Here is a 21168-nt window from a genome sequence, read left to right as displayed (position 1 = left end):
CATGGATCTTGTGAATAAGGCATTGCATCGTTTAAGCCATCCCCAAAAGAGAATTTGGTATACCGAATGCCTTCATCCCCAGACAGCCGTACATCATATTGGTGGCTGTGTCCGTATTCACGGAACGCTCGACTTCCCCCGTTTGGAAACTTCGATCCAGAATGTGATTCAGTCTCATGATGGCCTGCGACTGCGTTTGCGGGCACAAGACGGTGAACCGCAACAATATGTAGCGGATACTACTTCGCTACAGCCGTTGCCCCGCTACGACTTCAGCTCATATGCCAATCCCCAAACGGCTTATGAGAGGTGGGTGAAGGCAGAGGCGGCAAAACGATTTGAACTTTTCGATTCTCCTTTATACCACATCGCTACCTTCAAGGTGGGGGAGCAGGATAATGGTTTTCTCCTGAAAGCCCATCATATCATCTGCGACGGCTGGTCAATGGACCTGCTGACCAGACAAATTCTCGGACATTATGAATCACTGGGCAGGGAAGACATCTCTGACCGTGCCGTGTCCGAACCCTCCTATTTGACTTATCTTGATCTCGAAAGTCAATACCTGAGCTCTCAGCGCTGTCAGAGCAACAAACAATTCTGGGAGAACAAATTTGACGTTCTCCCCGAACCGCTGTTCGACAAAACTGCCACTACTCCGGCCGGCAGGCGCTATACCCGCCTGCTCGACAAGCAGGCCACAGAGCAGGTTACCCGTATTCTGCCAGAGCTTAATGTGTCATTACCCCTATTTTTATCTGCCGCATTCGGGTTGGTACTAGGCAGGTATTACCAGAGAGAAGATCTAATCCTGTCCATACCCGTGTCCAACCGCTCTGCACACACCAAGGCAACGGTTGGCATGTTCACTGGCAATCTGCCGCTGTCGCTGCATCTTAAGGAAGGCCTGTCCATACGGACATTTTTACAGCGGGTACGCCGTGAATATTCACGTAATCTCGCCAATCACAAGTATCCGTTCGATCTCCTTGCAAAGCATCTTCAGTTGCGAAAAAAAGGGCATGGCAGCTTATACCAGGCCGCTGTGAATTATTATAATACCCACCTATTGACAACCGTGGACAACATGATGATTAGCAATGAGGAGTTCTACTCCGGCGAGCAGGCTTATCCCGTACAGTTGATGATCAAGGACTGGTCCGAGGATGGCACGTTATTGTTCACTCTGGACTACCAGACTCAGATAATTGGCAAGGAAGAGGCAGAGTCGCTGGTGGAATGTCTCCTGCATGTGTTGAACCAGATGGCGCATACTCCAGACCTCCCATTGAAGGAACTGACGCTGTCTACCGAAAGACAATTGGAACAAACTTTGATTCATTACAACCAGCATTCAATCCATAACTATCCACTTGAAAAGACGGTTATGGATCTATGCGCAGATCAGGTTCGGCTCCATCCGAATCGGATTGCCGTGAGCTGTGCAGATGAGAAGCTGACCTTTGCAGAATTGGCGCAGCAGGTCAATTGCCTTGCGGCAGCCCTGACCGCAGAATTTCCGCAAGTGTCAGGCGTTATAGGCGTACGGATGCATCATTCTCCCGAACTGGTCATTGCAATTCTAGCGATTCTTCAGTGCGGTGCGGCTTTTCTCCCGCTGGACCCCGGAGTTCCGGCCGCCAGAGCGGAATATATACTCCGAGACTCGGGAGCAATCTGCCTGTTGACCGATCTGCCAGAGGAACCGGCATTCGGCTGGCCTATTCCAACGCGCAATCCCCGGCATCTGCTCCGGCATAGGCCGTTGTCTGCGGGGGAACAGCAGAGGTCGAGGCCTGAAAAAACGGCTTATATCCTATATACCTCGGGATCTACAGGAGCGCCCAAAGGGGTTAAAGTTCTTCATTCTAACCTGGCCAACTATATCACTTGGGCAGCAGAAGAATACTTGACCTCGGAACACGAAGTGTTCGCCTTTTATTCCTCAATCGCCTTTGATCTGACGCTGACATCTTTGTTCGTACCGCTGGTCAGCGGCACCCAGTTGAGGATATACCCCTCCAGCGGCGAGGACTATACCTTGAGCCGGATTCTGAGCGAGAACAGAGCTACAGTAATCAAGCTTACCCCTTCCCATCTTGCGCTTATGGGGGAAGAACGGAGGCCGGATGCTGCCTTGCGCACACTGATTGTGGGCGGGGAGAGTCTCAAGACCAACCTTGCAGCAGCCGTTCAGCAAGCCTTCGGGCCCAATCTGGCTATTTATAACGAATACGGGCCAACGGAAGCGACCGTAGGCTGTATGATTTACCGTTATGATCCTATAAGAGACAAGGGAGCGGTGGTTCCCATAGGAGTACCTGCTGCAAATGCGAAGCTATATATATTGGATAGGGATTTGCGGCCGCTGCCTCCAGGCGCGAGGGGAGAACTCTACATCTCCGGCCCCGGTGTTGCGGCTGGATACGTCCATCAACCCGAGCTGACGGCAGAACGATTCTTGCCGGATTCAGTGAACAAGGGCAACCGGATGTATCGTACGGGGGATCTGGTCCGGTGGGGTGAAGGCGGAGTGATGGAATATATCGGCCGCTGCGATACCCAGCTTAAGGTTAGAGGCTACCGAATCGAGACGGAAGAGATTGAACATTTCCTGCTGGAGATGGAGGGCATCCGTAATGCAGTTGTCTTGACGGAGGGTGAAGGCCCCGGCATGGAACTGGTCGCCTGTATTGTCGGAGGCTCGCTTACAGCATTGGATATCCGCAGCCGTCTGGCAGGAATCCTGCCTGGATACATGGTTCCGGGACGCATCATTTTTAGGACAGAGATTCCGCTTACTGCTAATGGGAAGACCAATCGGAGGCAGCTTGCACAAGATTTAAATGCCGCCGCAGCACAGGTCCAGGAGTACGAAGGAGGAACTCAGACTGAACGCCTTTTATCCGCACTAGGGACCGTTCTAGACCGTAGGGAAATCAGCCTGGAGGACCGGTTTTTCAATCTGGGCGGGGATTCCATCAAAGCGATTCAGATTTCAAGCCTGCTCAAAAACCAAGGACTTCAACTCAGCGCGGCAGACATTCTGGATCATCCCCACATTAGCGAAATGCTGCTGCATCTCTCGGAAGATAAGGAGGTTCAGCCGCAGGGTCCGCCGGAGGGAATCGTCCCGTTGACACCGATCCTTTCGTGGTTTTTCTCCCGGGAGCTTAAGAATGAAGACTACTATCTGCAATCAATGCTGCTGGAGATCAGAGAAGATATTGCCACGCATACCCTTGAAGACAGTTTAAGGCAGTTGATCCAGCAGCATGACTCCTTGCGCTTGCATTATGATTCTGTACAGCAGCAGCTATCCTATAACAACGACCTTTCTGTGTATGAGTTCCAGCTAAATGTACTTGATTTGACCGAATTCGATCCTAAACAACGGGCTCAAGAGTTCCTGTCATATACCTCCGCACTGAAGGCAGGCATACGCCTTACTGAGCAGGATCATTTCCCCTTCCGCGCCTGTCTGATTATGGAGCCGGGACGTGCTAATCGTCTGCTGCTGGCAGCTCACCATGTCTGCATAGATGGTGTCTCATGGCGGATTATTATGGAGGATTTGGGACGATTGCTTCGGGGAGAACGCCAGTGGCTGCCCAAAACATCATCGTTCAAGCGCTGGGCGCTGGCGCTGAGCGAACGCGCTGAACCGCTGGTCCAGCGGGAGCGGGAATATTGGAACGGAAATTACAACCTCCCAGATGATCATTGGCTTTGTTTAGGGCAACCGGGTAGTGGACGCACGACGCTTCGTACGCTGACGTTCGGCCCTGCTGAAACGGGGCTATTGCTTGTACAGTGCCAGCAGATTAACGGTCTGCAGCCCCATGAGCTGCTGCAGACTGCACTTGCCCTGGCACTTCATGATACCTGGGACTGGCAGACGCAGGTCATTTGGCTGGAAGGACATGGCCGGGAGCCCTTGTTCCCTGAAATTGATCTCTCGCGTACCACTGGCTGGTTCACCAGTCTGTATCCGGTCAGAATTACGGTTGAGGCAGGTACAGGTGTAATCGAGAGGAGGGATAACATCCTCCAACAGTTCAGGGCGGTGCCCCGTAAAGGTCTGGGATATGGCATTTTAGCTTATGGATTGGGGCAGATTACAGCGGCTGTTCCCCGGATTTTGTTCAATTATCTCGGGGAATTTCAGGAGGAATACGGGAACGGGCTGTTGCGTGTTCTGAATGAGCCAACAGGACCGGATATGGCCGAAGACAATGCAACACCATTCGTACTGGAGATCAACGCTTATATTCTGAAGCGCAGACTGTATCTGGAGTTACGTTATCCCTCCAGTATGCCGGACAAGGTCATGGAGCAGTGGATGGTGCGGTATGAAGCCCTCTTTGTGGAACTTCTCACTCTACCGCCGCTTCAGAGGGAGCCAAACTGGACACCCGCCGATTTTGATGCGGTGGATATAACGCAGGAGGAATTGGATTCGTTATTCAAGTAACAGGGGGGATGGCATGAACCGCTTGCTAATCAAAATGCTCTGTGCCTGTATTCTGCTTGGTATAGCTGCGCTGCCGCCAGCTTCGGCAAATACTGCTGGCAGCGGGATTTCGGCTGAGTCCGTCGACGAATATGTGCTTAGGCTGATGGATCAGATGGATCTTCCCGGTGTCTCAGTAGCTGTGCTTCGCGGTGACAAGACTTATGTTAAGGGGTATGGCAAAGCTGACGCCAGCCGGAATATACCGGTAACCCCGGACACCTTGTTCGAACTTGGCTCCAACAGTAAAGCCTTCACCGGCATAGGTCTGCTGCTGCTTGTCGAAAGAGGGCTTGTAGACCTGGAAGCGCCAGTAACCCGCTATCTGCCATGGTTAGCACTGCAGGCGAAGGGGGAGTCTGCCGAACCAACGGTCGGGCATTTCCTCCACCAGACCAGTGGACTGGGCAGTGATTCCGTTGCGCTGATTGATCCGTCTACCGAAGACACTGCACTCCATAATACGGTGCGCGGACTAAGCGAGAACCCGCTCTGGTATAAACCGGGGTCCCAATTTCTGTACTCCACCGGAAATTATGATGTGCTTGGTGCGATTATTGAAGCTGTGAGCGGGATGTCCTATGAATCCTATATGTCCGCTGAAGTCTTGCAGCCTTTGGGTTTAGAGCATACATCCGCAGGAAGAGCGATCTTGCAAGGTGGCAAGGAGATCTCCCAAGGCTACAAGCCTGGACTTATCGGCAACAGAGAGTATCAAGCCCCCGTCTACCGCGGGAATACACCCGCAGGCTACATTTTGTCAAGCGCTAAGGATATGGCCCGCTGGCTGAATCTACAGATGAACCCTGCAGCAGCGCCTTCAGAGCTTAGGGGAGCCATTGCCCGTGCGCAGATTCCCGATGAAACGGTCAGGGCAACAGAAACCCCTCCGTACACGACACCTTTTCGTTATGGCGGTGGCTGGCTTGTATTTAACAAAGGAGATCATACCCTCTTTTCACACGGGGGCAATAATCCCAATTTCTCTTCTTACGTCTTGTTTGATCCAGTAAAACAACTCGGAGTTGCTGTCCTGGGGAATCGGAATACGACGGCGACTTACGCCATCTGTGAGGGACTGTATGCCTTGCAGCAAGATCTGAAACCTGCCGCTGCACCAATGGATACTATGGACACGGCGAATCTCGCAGGACGGATCATTATCATCATTTGTGCGGCTCTTTGCCTCTGGATGATCTACGTATGGGTCAAGGATCTGCGCTTGATCCGCAATGGCAGACGGATGCGCAGGGGATCTTCTTTCGCTCTATACCTCAAGACATCCGGTTTTGTTATCCTAGCCGCTTTTATCGTGGGCGTAGCCTGGTATATACCCAAAATTCTTTTTTGGGGCTATCCTTGGAGATTTATTGTCGTCTGGGCACCGTTTACGATAGTCCCGGCTATGATTTTGATCGCAATCACAGGAACGATGTTCTCAGCCTTAAGACTGTTAAAAATGTGGTTCCCGCTACACCCGGAGGTGCAAACGGACCGCCGGACACAGCCGCAAGTGATTCAAGAGGAGGCTTCCTTATGACTATCAAGCTTTTTACAATTCCGTATTCCGGCAGCTCAGCGGCCATTTACCTGAAATGGAGGACCCTGCTGCCGGAAAATATCGAAGTGGTACCCCTTGAATTTCCAGGCAGAGGCAAACGGTTCGGGTCCAAGCTATGCGGCAGTATGGAGGAATTGATTGACGATCTTGTACAGCATATTGGCAGCCAGCTCCAGGGGAGTCCATATGCGCTGTACGGACACAGCCTGGGAGGACTGGCGGCTTATGAACTGAGTGTGCGGCTCCTGGAGTGCGGACAGGCGCTTCCGGTACATATCTTCCTCTCTGGCTGTAATCCCCCGCACCTGCGTTATGGAGAGGACCAACTGCATAAACTGCCGGACGAGCTATTCCTTCAAGAAATCATCAAGCTGGGCGGTACCGCTCAGGAACTGGTTAATCACTCGGAGCTAATGAGAGTTTTTTTGCCGATCATCAAAGCGGACTATAGAATCTACGAGTTATATGCCGGTAATGGCCGGTGCGTGAAGCTTCCGGTGGATTGCACGGTCATGCTCGGCACAGATGACCCCTTGATGCCTGCGGAGAACGGGATAGAGTGGGAGCAGTATATCAGCGGGAGCATGGTGATCAAAAATCTGCCTGGCGGCCACTTTTTCATTCATGACCGGCAGGATGATGTGATCGCCGCCATTCAGGATGCACTTGCCGTTCATAAGTGAGGAGGCCCATGATGAAGGTTGAGAAAAACAACGTCCAAGATATTTGGCCGCTGCGGCCGCTGCAGCAAGGGATGCTGTTTCATTATTTGCAGGGGGAATCCAAAAGTGAATACATGGAGCACCTTGTCCTTAGCCTGCAGGGGCAAGTCGATAACCGGCTGTTCAATGAGGCCTGGCTCGCTGTCTACCGTGCGAATGACGCATTGCGGTCCGTTTTCAAATGGGAGGGACTCCGGTCACCTGTGCAGGTGGTGCTTCGGAGCCGTGAACCGTTGCCGGAAATCTATGATTTCACGGGCGGAATTATCCCTGATGAATTTAAGGCCGTCTTTTCCAGTGATGATCAAGAGGCTCTGAAGCAGACGAAGAGCAAAGAAGAACGGATACAGCTAACTGCAGAAATCATTGGCAAACGGAACCGTACGCTGCGTTTCGACTTGACCCGTGAAACCCTAAGAATCGTATTATGTAAGTTCGACGGGGAATGCAGATTGTTCCTTACGTACCATCACATTGTGCTGGATGGCTGGAGTCTCGGCATTGTGCTGGAAGAATGGCTTCATGCCTACCGGGCACTCACTGAAGACCAGGAAGTGTCCCCTTCGGCAAAGCCGGGAATGAAGGCTTATCTGGCTGCTGTCAAAAGCTCACGCGAACCGGAACGGGAAGCGGTGTATTGGGCCGATTGCCTGCGGGATTATGAAATAAAGCAAACGATACAGCCGTTCTACAAACCCCGGCGCTCGGGATTCAAACAGGTATCCCTGAACATACCGGAAACGGCAGCGGCGGGAATGCGGCTATTTTGCCAAAACAATAGCATCTCGGTAGCCACCTTGATGAATGGTGCGTGGGGCATATTGCTCCAGCGCTTCAAACACGTCGATGATATTGTATTTGGCTCGACGTTATCCGGCAGAGGCGTTAGTCTTACCGGCATCGAGTGTATAGTCGGGCTGTTGATCAATACGGTGCCGCTGCGTCTTTTCAGCCGAAAGAGGGAAAGTGTTCAGGAGTATTTTGCAGGCGTTCATTCAGCAATCGCGGCCAGGCGTCCATATGAAATGGCTGGTCTGTCCGAGATCCGGGAATACGCTGGGATTCAAGGTACGGAGGAGTTATTTGATACCTTACTGGTCATGGAGAACTATCCGCTGGATAAGGTGCTGCTGGAGCAGCCAATGGCAGGCTCCGCACCGGAAGGTCTAACCGGGCAAGCTCCCTTGTCGATCAGCTCCTTTGAAATGGTGGAGCACACTCATTATCCGCTTACTCTGCTCATTCGGGAGAGCAGCGGTTTCGAAATGGACTTCATCTATGATCAGGAAAGCTATGAGTATTTTGTGGTAAATCAGATGTCACAGTGTTTTGTGCAACTGCTGCACAATCTTGTCGCGCAGCCAGAGGTACTGGTGTCAGACATTAGGATCGCGGAACCTGACGCACTAAAAATGAACGGACTGCTGTCCTCTGCCGAACCCTTGAAGCAGTTCCGTGAACAATCTATTCCGCAGTGGTTCACCACGATGGCACGGAGCCATCCCCAGAACATTGCCATAATTCATGAGCAAGTCAAGTGGACCTATGCTGAGCTTGATCGGATGTCTGACCGGGTAGCCGCTGCACTGATTCGTCTTGGAGCCGGGCCGGAGCAATACATTGGAATCGAGTCTCGGCGGAGCCCGGAGACGATCATGGGACTGCTCGCGATTCTGAAATCCGGGGCGGCTTATGTGCCTCTGCACCCGGATTATCCCGAAGAGCGGATCAGGTTCATGATCGAAGATTCAGGAATGCGGCTTATGCTGTCAGACACAGATAGCCGGCTTTCTTTTATGAATTCCATGAATGTAGATACCCTGTGTTACCAAGATATCCTTGTGAAAGAAGACCCAGCACCGCTGGACAGCTTCCCTTCTCCGCATGATGGCGGACACCGTCTAGCCTGCATTGTTTATACTTCCGGATCTACCGGAAGGCCCAAAGGTGTAATGATCGAGCATAGAGGGATCGTGCGGCTGGTCAAGCATACAGAGTTTGTGAATTTCAGCACCAGCGATGTGATTTTGCCGACATGTCCGTTTGAATTCGATGTCTCCAACTTCGAGATCTGGGGGGCACTGCTGAATGGAGCGTCACTGTACCTGATGGCTCAGGACAAGCTGCTGATGCCTCAGGTATTAAAAGAAACGCTGCTCCAGCAGAAAATAAGCTTGATGTGGATGACTACACCGCTGTTCAATCAATTAGCCAGTGTGGATGCTTCGCTGTTCCATTCCCTGCGTTATCTGATTATCGGTGGTGATACGTTGTCGCCAACGCAGATTAACAAAGTGAGACAGGCCTGCCCGGCTTTGGCACTCGTCAATGGCTATGGTCCTTCCGAGAATTCGGTGCTGTCCACCACATTTGCGATTGAACGGGAATATGAGACCAGAATCCCGATCGGCAGACCTGTCTCGAACTCCACTGCATATATTCTGGACCGGAATCAACAGTTTTTGCCTGTGGGAGCAATTGGTGAACTATGCGTCGGGCTGGAAGGCGTGGCAAGAGGGTATCTAAACAACCCTGAGCTGACCGAAGCCAAATTTATTCCCGATCCGCTTTATCCAGAGTACAGGATGTACAGAACAGGGGATTTGGCCCGATGGCTTCCTGATGGGAATATTGATTTTCTCGGGAGAGCCGACAATCAGGTGAAGGTTCGGGGATACCGGATTGAGCTGCAAGAAATCGAACATGAATTAAGCCGGCTGTCCGGAATAGAAGACTGTACGGTTATTATTATTCAGTCATCTGACCGGGAGAAGGAGCTGGCTGCATATTTTGTAGCGGGCGACACACTGCAAGCAGGTTCGCTAAGAAAAGCGTTGCTGGAACGGCTGCCATCCTATGCGGTGCCTACGCGTTATATGCAGCTTGCTGCGCTGCCGCTGACGATCAACGGAAAAATTGATAAGAAGGCGCTGCGCAACCTGCCGTTCCCTTCCTCAATCATTGGAGGTACACCTGCAAAATCATTAGCCTTTATGGAAATCACGGTGCTGGAAGCCTGGAAGGAAGCACTAGGGGTGGAACAGATTGGACTTGATGACCCCTTTTTTGATATCGGCGGGAATTCGCTCCTGACGATCCGTATCAGCGATAAACTGAATGCCTCCACCGGTATTGAGCTGTCGGTAACCGATTTATTCCGATATCCAACGGTCAGAGAGCTCGCCGCGTACATGGCCGCGAAGCAAACCAAAGGGAGCCCGAAGAACGACACTGATCATGTGGCTGTTCCCTCCCAAGTAGAGCAACAGCCGATGGAAGGTGCTTCCGCAACAACCAGTGATATTGCTGTCATCGGACTTGCCGGAAGGTTCCCAGGTGCTGCCGATCCGACGAGTTTTTGGCGCAATCTGCGGGATGGGAAGGAGAGCATTTCGTTCTTTTCCGATGAAGAATTACGCGCTGCCGGAATTGCCGAGACACTGCTGCGAGACTCCAGGTATGTGAAGGCCAAGGGGATGCTTGAGGATATCGAATACTTCGATGCGGAATTGTTCCATTACAGTCCGCAAGAGGCCGAACTTATGGACCCGCAGCTTCGCATTCTGCATGAACTCGCCTGGGCGAGCCTGGAGGATGCCGGATATGATCCCATGAGGTACCAGGATGCCATTGGCTTATTTGTGGGCGCAACGGTCCATTTGAACTGGGTAAACCGCCTGTTCGATTCGCTGGAGGACGATACAGAACGCTGGCGGGCGGCAAATCTAAATGTACATTCCTTGAGCATGCCCATCTCTTATAAGCTCAATCTGAAAGGTCCGTCGTTAACCGTAGAAACCGCCTGTTCTTCGTCACTAGTAGCGGTACATCTAGCCTGTAATTCCCTGATGCGAGGAGAGTCGGATCTGGCGCTGGCAGGAGGGGTGTCGATCTCAGTACCCAAGAAATCGGGCTACACCTACCAGGATGGCATGATTAAATCGCCGGACGGGCACTGCAAAGCCTTCGATGCAGATGCCAAAGGGACAGTCAGCGGCGACGGTGCGGGTCTTGTGGTGTTAAAAAGGCTGGATCAGGCTGTTCGGGATGGCGATCATATCTACGCTGTTATTAAAGGATCTGCGATTAACAACGATGGAACGCGCAAAGCTGGATTCACGGCACCTAGCGTTCAGGGACAACTAGAGGTTGTGACGGCTGCATTGGAAGCCGCAGCTGTCCCTGCGGAATCCATCAGTTACATTGAGACGCATGGTACGGGCACCCCACTGGGTGATCCCATCGAGATCGAGGCCTTGTCCGGGTTGTTCCCCGCCTCCAATGGAACTGGAACAGCCATCGGGTCTGTCAAAACCAATATCGGACATCTCGATGCTGCTGCGGGAATTGCCGGATTCATCAAAACAGTGCTGGCACTGCATCACAAGCAGTTGCCTCCCAGCTTGCATTATAAGCAGGCAAATCCAGCCATCGGCTTCGACAAAAGTTCACTGTATGTCAATGCCACGCTTCAGGATTGGCTGCCGCCGGAAGGTTCGCCGCGCCGTGCCGGCGTAAGCTCCTTTGGAATCGGCGGAACCAACGCGCATGTCGTCCTGGAGGAGGCCCCGCTTTCCGTCGCCGCAGATCATTGGAACAGACAGAACCGGAGTGAGGGATCACCCGAATTGTTCCTATTATCCGCTGCGACAGAAGAAGCCTTGCTGCAAAAAACAGAAGACTTGCTCTGTTATCTCAGTTCGGCAGAAGGTCAAGAGCAACAGCTTGCTGATATCGCCTATACGCTGAATACAGGCCGTCAAGAATTGAACTGCCGGGTGGCGTGGATTGCCGCGGATGCAGCTGAGTTTACTGCCGCCCTGCGTGCTTTCCAGAGCGGAACACGCAACATTGCCCGTATCCGGGAGGCTGTGCATGTAGTATTCGCATTCCCGGGCCAAGGAACCCAGCATGCAGGAATGGCACGTTACCTGTATGATACGCAGCCGCTATTCCGGCGTGAAATGGATCGCTGTCTGGAGCTGGCCTCACCGATCTTGGCGACCAATTTGCGGTCCATCTGGCTGCCGCAGCAGGGGCCGGACTCGGGAGGGTCAACACTGCCTGCAACGACTTTAAATGCTATCGACCAGACCGAAATTGCCCAGCCGCTGCTGTTCATGGTGGAGTATGCGCTGGCCCGGCTTTTGCAGCATTGGGGCATCTCACAGGCGGCTATGATCGGGCATAGCCTCGGTGAATACACAGCGGCCTGCATCGCAGGCGTGTTGACACTGGAGGAGGCTATCCGGCTGGTGATCCGCCGATCCTCGCTAATGCAGCAGATGGAACACGGTGAGATGATTAGTATTAGCCTGGGGCATGAATGTTTGCTTCCAATGCTGGGCGAATGGCCCGATCTGTCCGTGGCTGCGACCAACAGCCCGGAACTCACAGTGGTCTCGGGACCGCCCGCATCCATTCGTGCCCTGTCAGCCGAGCTGCGGCAAAACGGCCATGAGCCGTTCCGTCTGCAGGTATCGCATGCCTTTCATTCCGCGATGATGAAGCCGATGCTCGGCCCCTACAGCAAAGTGCTCCAAGAAATCAAATTGGCGGCTCCGGCAATTCCGTATATCTCCAATGTTACGGGTGAGTTCATCACAGCCGAACAAGCGGTGGATCCTGAATACTATGTGAATCATGTCCGGCAAACCGTCAGGTTCTCGGAAGGTGTGGCAACGCTGGCGGAACAGCTTGAGCCTGTAATTCTGGAAGTCGGCCCGGGCCGGACGCTGGGTCAACTGATCCGCCGAAATCCGGGTATCAGCAGTAACAGTAAAATTCTTAGCATAGTACCCAAAGCTTCCGAGGTACAGGCCGCAGGTGTTCATCTGCTTCAGGCCTTGGGCGACCTATGGATGAGCGGAGTGGCTATCAACTGGGAGAAAGTATTTGAGAACCGCAAAGGACGGCGGGTTTCCCTGCCGGTGTACCCGTTCGAGAAGCAATATTACTGGAAATATCAGCAGGGGAAGGCAGAGAATATCCAACCGGACAGCTCGCTTTCCCGCAAACGTCCGGTTTCAGAATGGGCTTATGCCCCGGACTGGAGTGAGCAAGAGGGCAGTATGGAAGACAAACGTCCTGCCTGCAACGGACAGACGGTGCTGTTGTTCACTGAGCGGAGCCTTTTCGCTGACCAGCTTGCAGAGTTACTGGAGGAGCAAGGAGACCGCTGGATCAAGGTCTACCCCGAAGGGAGCTTTCAGAGGGAGTCTGATGCTGAGTACACCCTTGATCCCGGCAACCCGGCCCATTATGCTCAATTGTTTGATGTGCTTGCCAAAGCCGGGATACAGCCGCCCGAACGGATCATTCATCTGTGGAGTCTCGGGTTGGAACAAGACGAAACCTTGGTTCAGGCCCAAGTAGCGTCCGGTCGAAACGGGGAAAATCTTGCCGGCATTGAGGTGCTTAACCGCTGCCTGTACAGTGTACTGGAACTGGTTCGTGCGGCCGCTGTAGCCGCGCAAGGGAAGACGCTGGATCTTACGCTGGTCACAAATCAAATGGAACGGGTCCATTCGAACGACATTGTAGATCCGCTAAAAGCAACCCTGCTTGGAGTAGCCAGCGTTATCCCGCTGGAGTATCCGCATATCCGGGTGCATACGCTGGATCTCGACAAGGAGTCCGCCGCCGCGAATCCCGGACTTCTGCTGACACTGCCTTTCGAAGGATCAGAGGGTAAGGCTTGCCCGTTTCCCACTCGGCAGGCGCTGCGGTCCTCACACCGATATGAACATGGCTTCATCCGGGTGCCCCTTCCCCGTAGAACCCTTCCGTCCGGCGCTTTGCGCAAGGGAGCGGTGTACCTGATCACTGGCGGCCTTGGCGGAATCGGCCTTGCGCTCGCCGATTATCTGGCTAGTCAATATCAGGCCAAGCTTGTGCTGGTTAGCCGCAAGCCGCATCTAGTACAGGATCGGCTGGAACAGCTATGTGCCAAGGGAGCGCAGGTGCATGTGGAATATGCCGATGTCGCTGACCGAGCTTCGATGGAACGCGTCATTTGTGCAGCGGTGGAGCGCTTCGGCCCGCTGGACGGAGTATTCCATGCCGCAGGAGTGCCGGATGGAAGCATGATCCACATCGCAACAAGAGAACAAATCGCAGCGGTGCTGCGGCCCAAAATCGCAGGTACCACAGCTTTATATGAGGTGCTTGCAGATATGCAGCAGCAGCCGGAATTTCTCCTGCTGTTCTCTTCGATCAGCGGCACGTTCGGTGCTTTTGGGCAGAGCGGGTACGCAGCGGCTAATGCCTTTATGGACGGATTCGCCCGTGCACATGCCGGGGAATCGTCTGGAATGCGCGTAGTCAGCATGGATTGGGATGCTTGGAAGGAGACGGGGATGGCTATTGAGGCTGTGAACCGATATAACAGCTCCGGCAAAGACAATTTGGATACCCCAGTCTACAAAGAAGGGCGTACGGACCTTCCGCTGCGCATTACCCACCCGCTGCTGACCTCCAAAAGTGAGACGGCAGGGAAGACGCAGACTGTTTATGTGTCCAGATTGTCGGCAGAGCATCATTGGGTACTGGACGGCCACCGGATGCTCGGTTCCTCCATTTTACCGGGAACGGGTTATGTAGAGATTCTGAGGGCATCGTTTGAAGAGTTAACCGGCGATATGGGCCTGAACATTGTAGAACTGTTTTTTGTACAGCCGCTTGTGGTTGAAGAGATGTGTGAGCTAAGAACCGTATGGTCCAAAAATAGCAGCGGCTGGGAATTCACCATGTCCTCCATAGGAGCGGCAGGAGAATGGGTACAACATGCCAAAGGCTGCGCGGAGCGCCTGGAAGAGCAGACTGATCGGACACTCAGCGACACAGAGCTCAATAAGCTCCATAACTGCCTACTGGCAGCAACGGTTCCTGTAGAAGCAGAACGATCCGAGGAGGGCACGAAGGTACGCATGCAATATGGCCCTCACTGGAACAATATGCGCCGGTTCTTCCGAAACGAGAATGAAGCTGTTGCCGAATTGTCACTGCCAGAGGATCTGGCAAGGGACTCGGCTGATTACGGAGTTCATCCCGCTCTCATGGACCGGGCAACGAGCCTGCTCAACGAACAAACGGAGGACAGCCGTGCTTATCTGCCTTTTGCGTATAAGAACCTCCGAATTCTCCGGCCGTTTCCTGCTAAACTCTGCACCATTGTGCAAGAGGGGGAACAAAGTGAAGAAGCTCGGACGTATACCTGCCTCATTACTGATCTGGAAGGCAGTGTACTCATGGAGATTGAAGAATATGTCATGAGAAAAGTCCGTGACCAGTCGCTGTCAGACAAGTTGCCTTTGGAACGCGAAGGAACGTTGCCTGCGGTCGGCAATTATCGGCTGGGATTAGCCGTACCAGGTGAACTGAACAGCCTGCATATCCTGTCTGAATACCGGCTGCCTCCGGGACCGGATGAGGTAGAGATAAGAGTGGCGGCTAACGGCCTGAACTTTAAGGAAGTGCTGTATGCACTCGGTGTGCTTAAGCTGCCGGATACCTATGGTTTCAGCTTCGGCCTGGAATGCGCCGGGACAGTAACGAGGGTGGGGGCAGGCGTAACCGGTTGGCTGCCTGGAGATGAAGTGATGGCGATAGCCGGAGCAAGTTTGGGCAAATACGCGCGAGTGCCGGCAAGCTCGGTGGTGCGCAAGCCTTCCCGGATATCGTTTGCTGAAGCGGCAACCCTGCCAATTGCCTTTATGACAGCATACTACGCGCTGATTATCCGTGGACAGCTCTCCTTGGGCGAGAAAGTGCTGATTCATACGGCAACAGGCGGTGTGGGTCTGGCAGCCGTGCAAATCGCCCAGTGGGCTGGAGCGGAGATTTATGCAACGGCCGGCACCGAAGAGAAACGAGACTACCTGCGTTCACTGGGTATCTCCCATGTGTACTCCTCTCGGGATCTTGATTTTGCCGACCAAATCCGTGAGTCTGCCGGAACGGTAGATGTGGTTCTGAATTCCCTGACGGGAGAGGCTGTCGAAAAAGGCCTTTCCTTATTGGCCCCGCATGGCAGATTTCTGGAAATGGGCGTAAAGGACATTATGGAGAACAGCAATCTGGGGATGCGGATTTTCGAGAAAGGTATTTCTGTGTCAGCCATCAGCATGGACAGCGGACTGCCAGGCTACACAAGGCTTTTCCGCGAGATTGCCCGGCATGTGGAAGACGGCACTTTTACACCGCTGCCAGTGATCCCCTACCGGTTCGCAGATACGGAAGAGGCTTTCCGGTATATGGCATCGGCCAAGCATATCGGCAAAATCGTCATTACCCAGGAACATGCTGCAGCTCAAAAGCCGGAGACGGTGCAGCTCCAGAGTGGAATGACCAATGCTGAAGGAATGGAAGTGCTTGAGCATATTTTAACCAAAGTCATGAGTGCAGAGTTGTCTCCCGTTCAGTGGCTGTTGTCAACGACCGATCTGAACACCCGGTATTCCTTACTTGAGGCCAACACGCCGGAGGGGATAAGACCTGCTAATAAGCCTCTTCCTGCGGGACGCAAGCGGAAACGGATGGCTAACAGCACCGAATATGCACCACCGCTTACTCAGAAGCAGAAGAAGCTGGCAGAACTGTTCATGGACTATCTGGAGCTGGAGGCGATCGGGCTGCATGACAATTTTTTCGAAGCGGGAGCAAGCTCACTTGACCTGATTCAGATTAATGCCCAAATCAATGCTTTGTCTGTCAAAGATACCTCGATTGTCAAAATGTACTCCTACCCGACGATTCATCTGCTGGATGCCTATTTGTTCGCGGACAGGGAAGACCAGGCGGACAAGAGCGAGGTTCTCAAAGATTCCGAAGACCGCAAAAGAAAGGCAAGCCGCTTGAAAACGCTGGAGTCCATCAAGGGAAGAAGGTGACGTGATGAGTGAAGAGACCGCAGAGACCGGACTTGAGATTGCCATCATTGGCATGAGCGGTAAATTTCCGGGCGCGGATAATATCGAGGAGTATTGGAATCTGCTGATGCAGGGTGCATCCTCCGTAACCCAATTCAGCTTCGAAGAGCTTCGGGAACAAGGGATTTCTCCAGAACGTTTGAGCCATCCCGATTACGTCTATGCGAAGCCTTACCTGGGCAACGTATACGATTTTGATGCTTCTTTATTCGGATATGCCCCCTGGGAAGCCGAGAACATGGACCCCCAGATCCGTCTGTTCCACGAAATTGTCTATCATGCGCTAGAGAATTCGGGCTATCACCCCGACCGCTATGACGGCCAAATTGGCATGTATGCCGGAGCCCCGCTCGACCTGAAATGGACGAGTGATCATCTGTCCCGTCACGGAGACGGAGAAGATGTGCTGGAGTCGGGCATCGTGTCGAGCAAGGATTTCTTAAGCCAACTGATTTCCTACAAGCTCAATCTGACGGGACCCAGCTACACCCTGTACACCGCCTGTTCAACCTCACTCGCAGCAGTCCATCTGGCTTGCCAGGGTCTCCTGCTTGGAGACTGCAATCTGGCCGTTGCCGGAGGGGTGACGCTGGAGCAGCCGGGCAAGTCGGGTTATCTCTACCAGGAGGGCACTATTTATTCCAAAAGTGGTGTTTGCCGCCCTTTCGACAGCCGGGCCGATGGCACCATCTTCGGAGAAGGCGCAGGCGCGGTGGTGCTCAAACGCCTCTCGGAAGCTATAGATGACGGCGACCATATCTATGCTGTGATTAAAGGCTCGTCGAGCAACAATGACGGGCGTCGAAAAGTAGGCTTTGCTGCCCCCAGCCTGGAGGGCCAGAAGGAGGTCATCCGCTCGGCCTGGAACCTCGCAGATATTGAACCGGATACCGTCGGTTACATCGAAACCCACGGTACCGGCACCAAAGTCGGTGACCCGATTGAATTTACCGCCTTACAGCAAGTGTTCGGGCAGGAAAGCCAGCACCGGCCCATCGGCTCGGTCAAGGGCAACATCGGACATCTTCATGCCGCAGCCGGGATTGCCGGCTTGATCAAGACCGCTTTGTCTCTGGAACGGGAGATGATTCCGCCGACAGCCAATTATGCTGAACCCAATCCGCTGCTGGAGATGGAGAAGTCGTCCTTTTACCTCAGCCGGGAACCCGTGGCGTGGCCTAGAGGGAAGCTGCCGCGCCGCGCAGGCATCAGTTCGTTTGGCGTTGGCGGCACCAATGTCCATCTGGTTCTCGAGGAGCCGCCAATCCGGGCGCGCAGTGAGCAGGCGGAGCTTCCGGCTGTTCTGCTTCTCTCGGCCAAAAGCCCTGCTGCCCTGGAGCGGATGCAAGGCGAATTGGCAGATCATTTGGAGAACAAGTCAAGCAGCGTACCGCTGGCCGATGTTGCGTTCACGCTGCAAATGGGACGGGGGCAATTCAAATACCGGCTAGCCTGTACTGCAGCGCAGACGGAAGAGGCTGTCCGCCTTCTAAGAGGTTCTGAAGGTGTTGGAATGATTCGATCTTCTCAGGAGCGTATCAACCGTCCGGTGGTATTCATGTTCACAGGCCAAGGCTCGCAAGTCATGGGGATGGGCGCAGAGCTGTACCAGCGCCATCTGTCCTATCGCCAGGAAGTGGACCGGCTGTCGGAGCAGCTGCGGCCGAAGCTTGGCCTTGATATCCGCCGCTATATCGGCGTGGCGGAGGCAGAAGCTCTGAATCTTGCCGGCACTTCCTCCGATTCGGAGCTGCACCAGACCTGGCTCGCTCAGCCCGCATTGTTCGTTTTGGAATATGCGCTTGCCCGTGCCTGGATGAAGCTTGGTGTCCGCCCTTCCCACATGGTGGGACACAGCATCGGGGAATATGTTGCGGCAACACTCGCCGGGGTCTTCACCCTTGAGGATGCTCTCGATATTGTTGTGGCCCGCGGACGACTGATGCAGTCCGCCCCTGGTGGAATGATGTTAGCCGCAGCGATTTCTGCATCTGAAGCAGGCCGGTATGTCAGTGCAGACGTATCGCTCGCAGCTATTAACCAGCCGGGTTTATGCGTATTCTCAGGCGACGAAGAAAAGCTGCGCCAGCGACAGGAGGAGTGGAGCCAAGCGGGGATTTTCACGGCAAGGCTGAACACCTCTCACGCGTTCCACTCTGCACGGATGGATGCCATTCTGGAGCCGTTCGGCGAAGTGCTCCGCTCCAAACACCTGAATCCACCCGAGCTGCCGTTCTATTCCTGTCTGACCGGGGAACCTGTCACTAGCGAGATGGCAGTGAATCCCGAGTATTGGACCGCGCAGCTTCGCGGGACGGTGAACTTCTCGGCGATGATCAGCGGCTGTCTAGCCAATGAGGACAATGTCTTCCTTGAAATAGGCCCAGGCCAGACGTTATGCCGTCTGGCAAAAGCTCAGACCGGAAGTGACCGGCTGGTGCTGTCCAGCCTGGGGACCACGGCAGCAACAAGTGAAGCAGTCGTTTTCGTGCAGACCTTGTCCCAGCTATGGCTGGCCGGGGTACCCGTTCAGTGGGAGCAGTTCTATCCGCCGCAGTCCCGCCGGCGGCTGCCCCTGCCTATGTACAGTTTTGACCGGCAGACCTACCTGCCTCGGCCAACGCTTCCAGGGCCGCTCCGGGCGGCAACGGCGGAGCCGGACATTTCCTTTCTCTATCTGCCGGCATGGAAGCAGGAGCCGCTCCCGGACGCACCAAGTAATACCCGTTCGCATCCTCTAACCTGGCTCATTCTGCGGGAAGAAAGCCGGGCAGTCGAGCGATGTAAAAAACGGCTTGTTGAACAGGGAGACCGCTGTATCGAGGTGCTGGCTGCCGCGCAGTATCGACGGCTCGCACCGGATCTGATCGAGCTGAATCCGGTCCTTGCCGGGGATTACCAGCGGCTCGCCGGTGACCTGCGAAGGGACGGCATTGTCATCGACCGTATTCTCCATGCCTGGATGCTGGAAGAGCAGCCGCAGCCCGGAATCCCGTCCGTTGCAGAGATGACGGGAGCAGCCGCAGCCGAGCGCGGATACCTGTCGCTCATTCATCTAGTCCCTGCCCTGGATAAGGAACTATGCGGAGCGCAAGTCCAGCTAACGGTGGCGGCCAGCCGGATCTTTACGATCTTCGGAGCAGGAGGAGGTGAGGCGGAACGACGGGCCATCCTTGGGCCGATCCTGACCTTGGGCCAGGAGCAGCCCGGCTGGAATGGCCGGCTGGTTGACTTCCAGCCTGAGGAGCGCGAAAGACGTCTGACAGACAAGCTTTGGCTGGAGCTCATGTCGGCCCCCGGTACTTCGATAGTAGCCGCTTACCGGGGCGGGACGCGGCTGGTGCAGGCTTTTGAACCATTTACAGCTCCAATTCAACTGGGCGAGCCTGCTATCTTCTCCGAAACAGCGGCAGCAACACCCGGGGAGGTTTATCTGGTTGTCTCTCCCGCTGGTGGCGCGGAGTTGATCCGCAGCTTTTTGGCAGCCCGGCCTGGTGTGGAGGTCATAGCATCCGAAGGTCTCGGATCAGATCAGCTTCGCCAGGCCATTGCGGCAGCGGCTGGAATCTGCGGCCGGATTGACGGGGTGGTATACGAACCGGAGCTGCAAGCCTTGGAATGGCGGACACTTGCGGCGTTGTCTGCGGCGGCGAACCCCAAGGTTCCGGCGCCCCGCACCTTCCAGGAACTGAACAAGCTGTTGCAGAGCTGCGGTGCTGAGATCGGTTTTGGCTGGCTATTATCTTCCTTGTCTTCCGTAGTTGGCGGACTGGGCCTCACCGAACTGGCAGCGGCAGCAGGCGTGCTTGATGCCGCTGCGGAAGATGCGGGCAGCGGGAATATCCCCTGGCTGTCGCTGAGCCGGGATTTCATCCGCAGCACGGCAGCCCCGGGTCCGGGCATTACCCGGGAACAGGAATATGCCTTATATGAGCAACTATGGCCGATCCGGGGACAGATCAGCCGGGCTATCATCTCTGCTCAGCCTCCAACATTCCGGTTGAAGATCGCCTCAGAGGGACAGCCACTTCCGGCGGAATCCCATCCCTCCGCCCATCCTTACGATGCTGCGGGCAGTCGTGAGCGCCCGGCTTTTCTTGGGGCATATAAACCTCCAGTGACGGAGCAGGAGGCTATCATCTGTGAGATTATTGCCGAACTGCTTGGAGTACATCCGGTGGGTGTGGACGACCATTTTTACGATTTGGGTGGACATTCGCTGCTGCTGACACGACTCCTGTCACGAATCAAGGATGTGTTTCGCGCCGAACTGCCGCTTCGTACCGTGATGGAGAATCCAACAGTGGAAGGGATGATCCACAGCTTGGTGATCGAGTGGGGAAATGCCGGAACCGTAGCGGACATTGCAGATGCCTACCGGGAATATCAACGGCTGACCTATGAAGGTGTACAGTGAGCAGAATTCAGGACGGAGGAAGAACG

5 protein-coding genes are annotated in these 21168 nt (G+C 54.2%); all 5 read left to right on the top strand.

Features of this window, described 5'->3' with window-relative positions; translation table 11 throughout:
• Window position 1: 1 nt before the first annotated feature.
• From NYE29_RS26460 to NYE29_RS26440, 5 genes are read left to right on the top strand one after another with little or no spacing between them, the layout of a single operon-like run.
• Entirely contained in the window at window positions 2-4474 is a 4473-nt protein-coding gene (locus NYE29_RS26460; RefSeq protein WP_340898119.1) for an amino acid adenylation domain-containing protein, read from the top strand.
• A 13-nt stretch (window positions 4475-4487) separates the two neighbouring features.
• Window positions 4488-6053 carry a serine hydrolase domain-containing protein gene (locus NYE29_RS26455; RefSeq protein WP_340898118.1) on the top strand — a complete coding sequence of 522 codons (1566 nt, stop codon included), beginning with the start codon at window positions 4488-4490 and terminating at the stop codon, window positions 6051-6053.
• Entirely contained in the window at window positions 6050-6757 is a 708-nt protein-coding gene (locus NYE29_RS26450) for a thioesterase II family protein (RefSeq protein WP_340898117.1), read from the top strand. The genes NYE29_RS26455 and NYE29_RS26450 overlap by 4 nt, the downstream gene beginning before the upstream one ends.
• Before the next feature lie 11 nt (window positions 6758-6768).
• Window positions 6769-16686, top strand: coding sequence for a non-ribosomal peptide synthetase/type I polyketide synthase (locus tag NYE29_RS26445; protein ID WP_340898116.1), 9918 nt, complete (start codon window positions 6769-6771; stop codon window positions 16684-16686).
• A 4-nt stretch (window positions 16687-16690) separates the two neighbouring features.
• Window positions 16691-21142: a type I polyketide synthase gene (locus NYE29_RS26440; RefSeq protein ID WP_340898115.1), complete on the top strand. Its 4452-nt coding sequence runs from the start codon at window positions 16691-16693 to the stop codon at window positions 21140-21142.
• Window positions 21143-21168: the final 26 nt, after the last annotated feature.

The sequence above is a fragment of the Paenibacillus sp. FSL M7-1046 genome (assembly GCF_038007405.1).
Classification (GTDB): domain Bacteria; phylum Bacillota; class Bacilli; order Paenibacillales; family Paenibacillaceae; genus Paenibacillus_AQ.
This window is presented reverse-complemented; position numbering and strand designations above follow the sequence as displayed.

What these genes read in the sequence shown, in the direction of transcription:
- NYE29_RS26460 (WP_340898119.1), top strand. Translation starts at nt 2, where the DNA reads ATGGATCTTGTGAATAAGGCATTGCATCGTTTAAGCCATCCCCAAAAG.
- NYE29_RS26455 (WP_340898118.1), top strand. Translation starts at nt 4,488, where the DNA reads ATGAACCGCTTGCTAATCAAAATGCTCTGTGCCTGTATTCTGCTTGGT.
- NYE29_RS26450 (WP_340898117.1), top strand. Translation starts at nt 6,050, where the DNA reads ATGACTATCAAGCTTTTTACAATTCCGTATTCCGGCAGCTCAGCGGCC.
- NYE29_RS26445 (WP_340898116.1), top strand. Translation starts at nt 6,769, where the DNA reads ATGAAGGTTGAGAAAAACAACGTCCAAGATATTTGGCCGCTGCGGCCG.
- NYE29_RS26440 (WP_340898115.1), top strand. Translation starts at nt 16,691, where the DNA reads ATGAGTGAAGAGACCGCAGAGACCGGACTTGAGATTGCCATCATTGGC.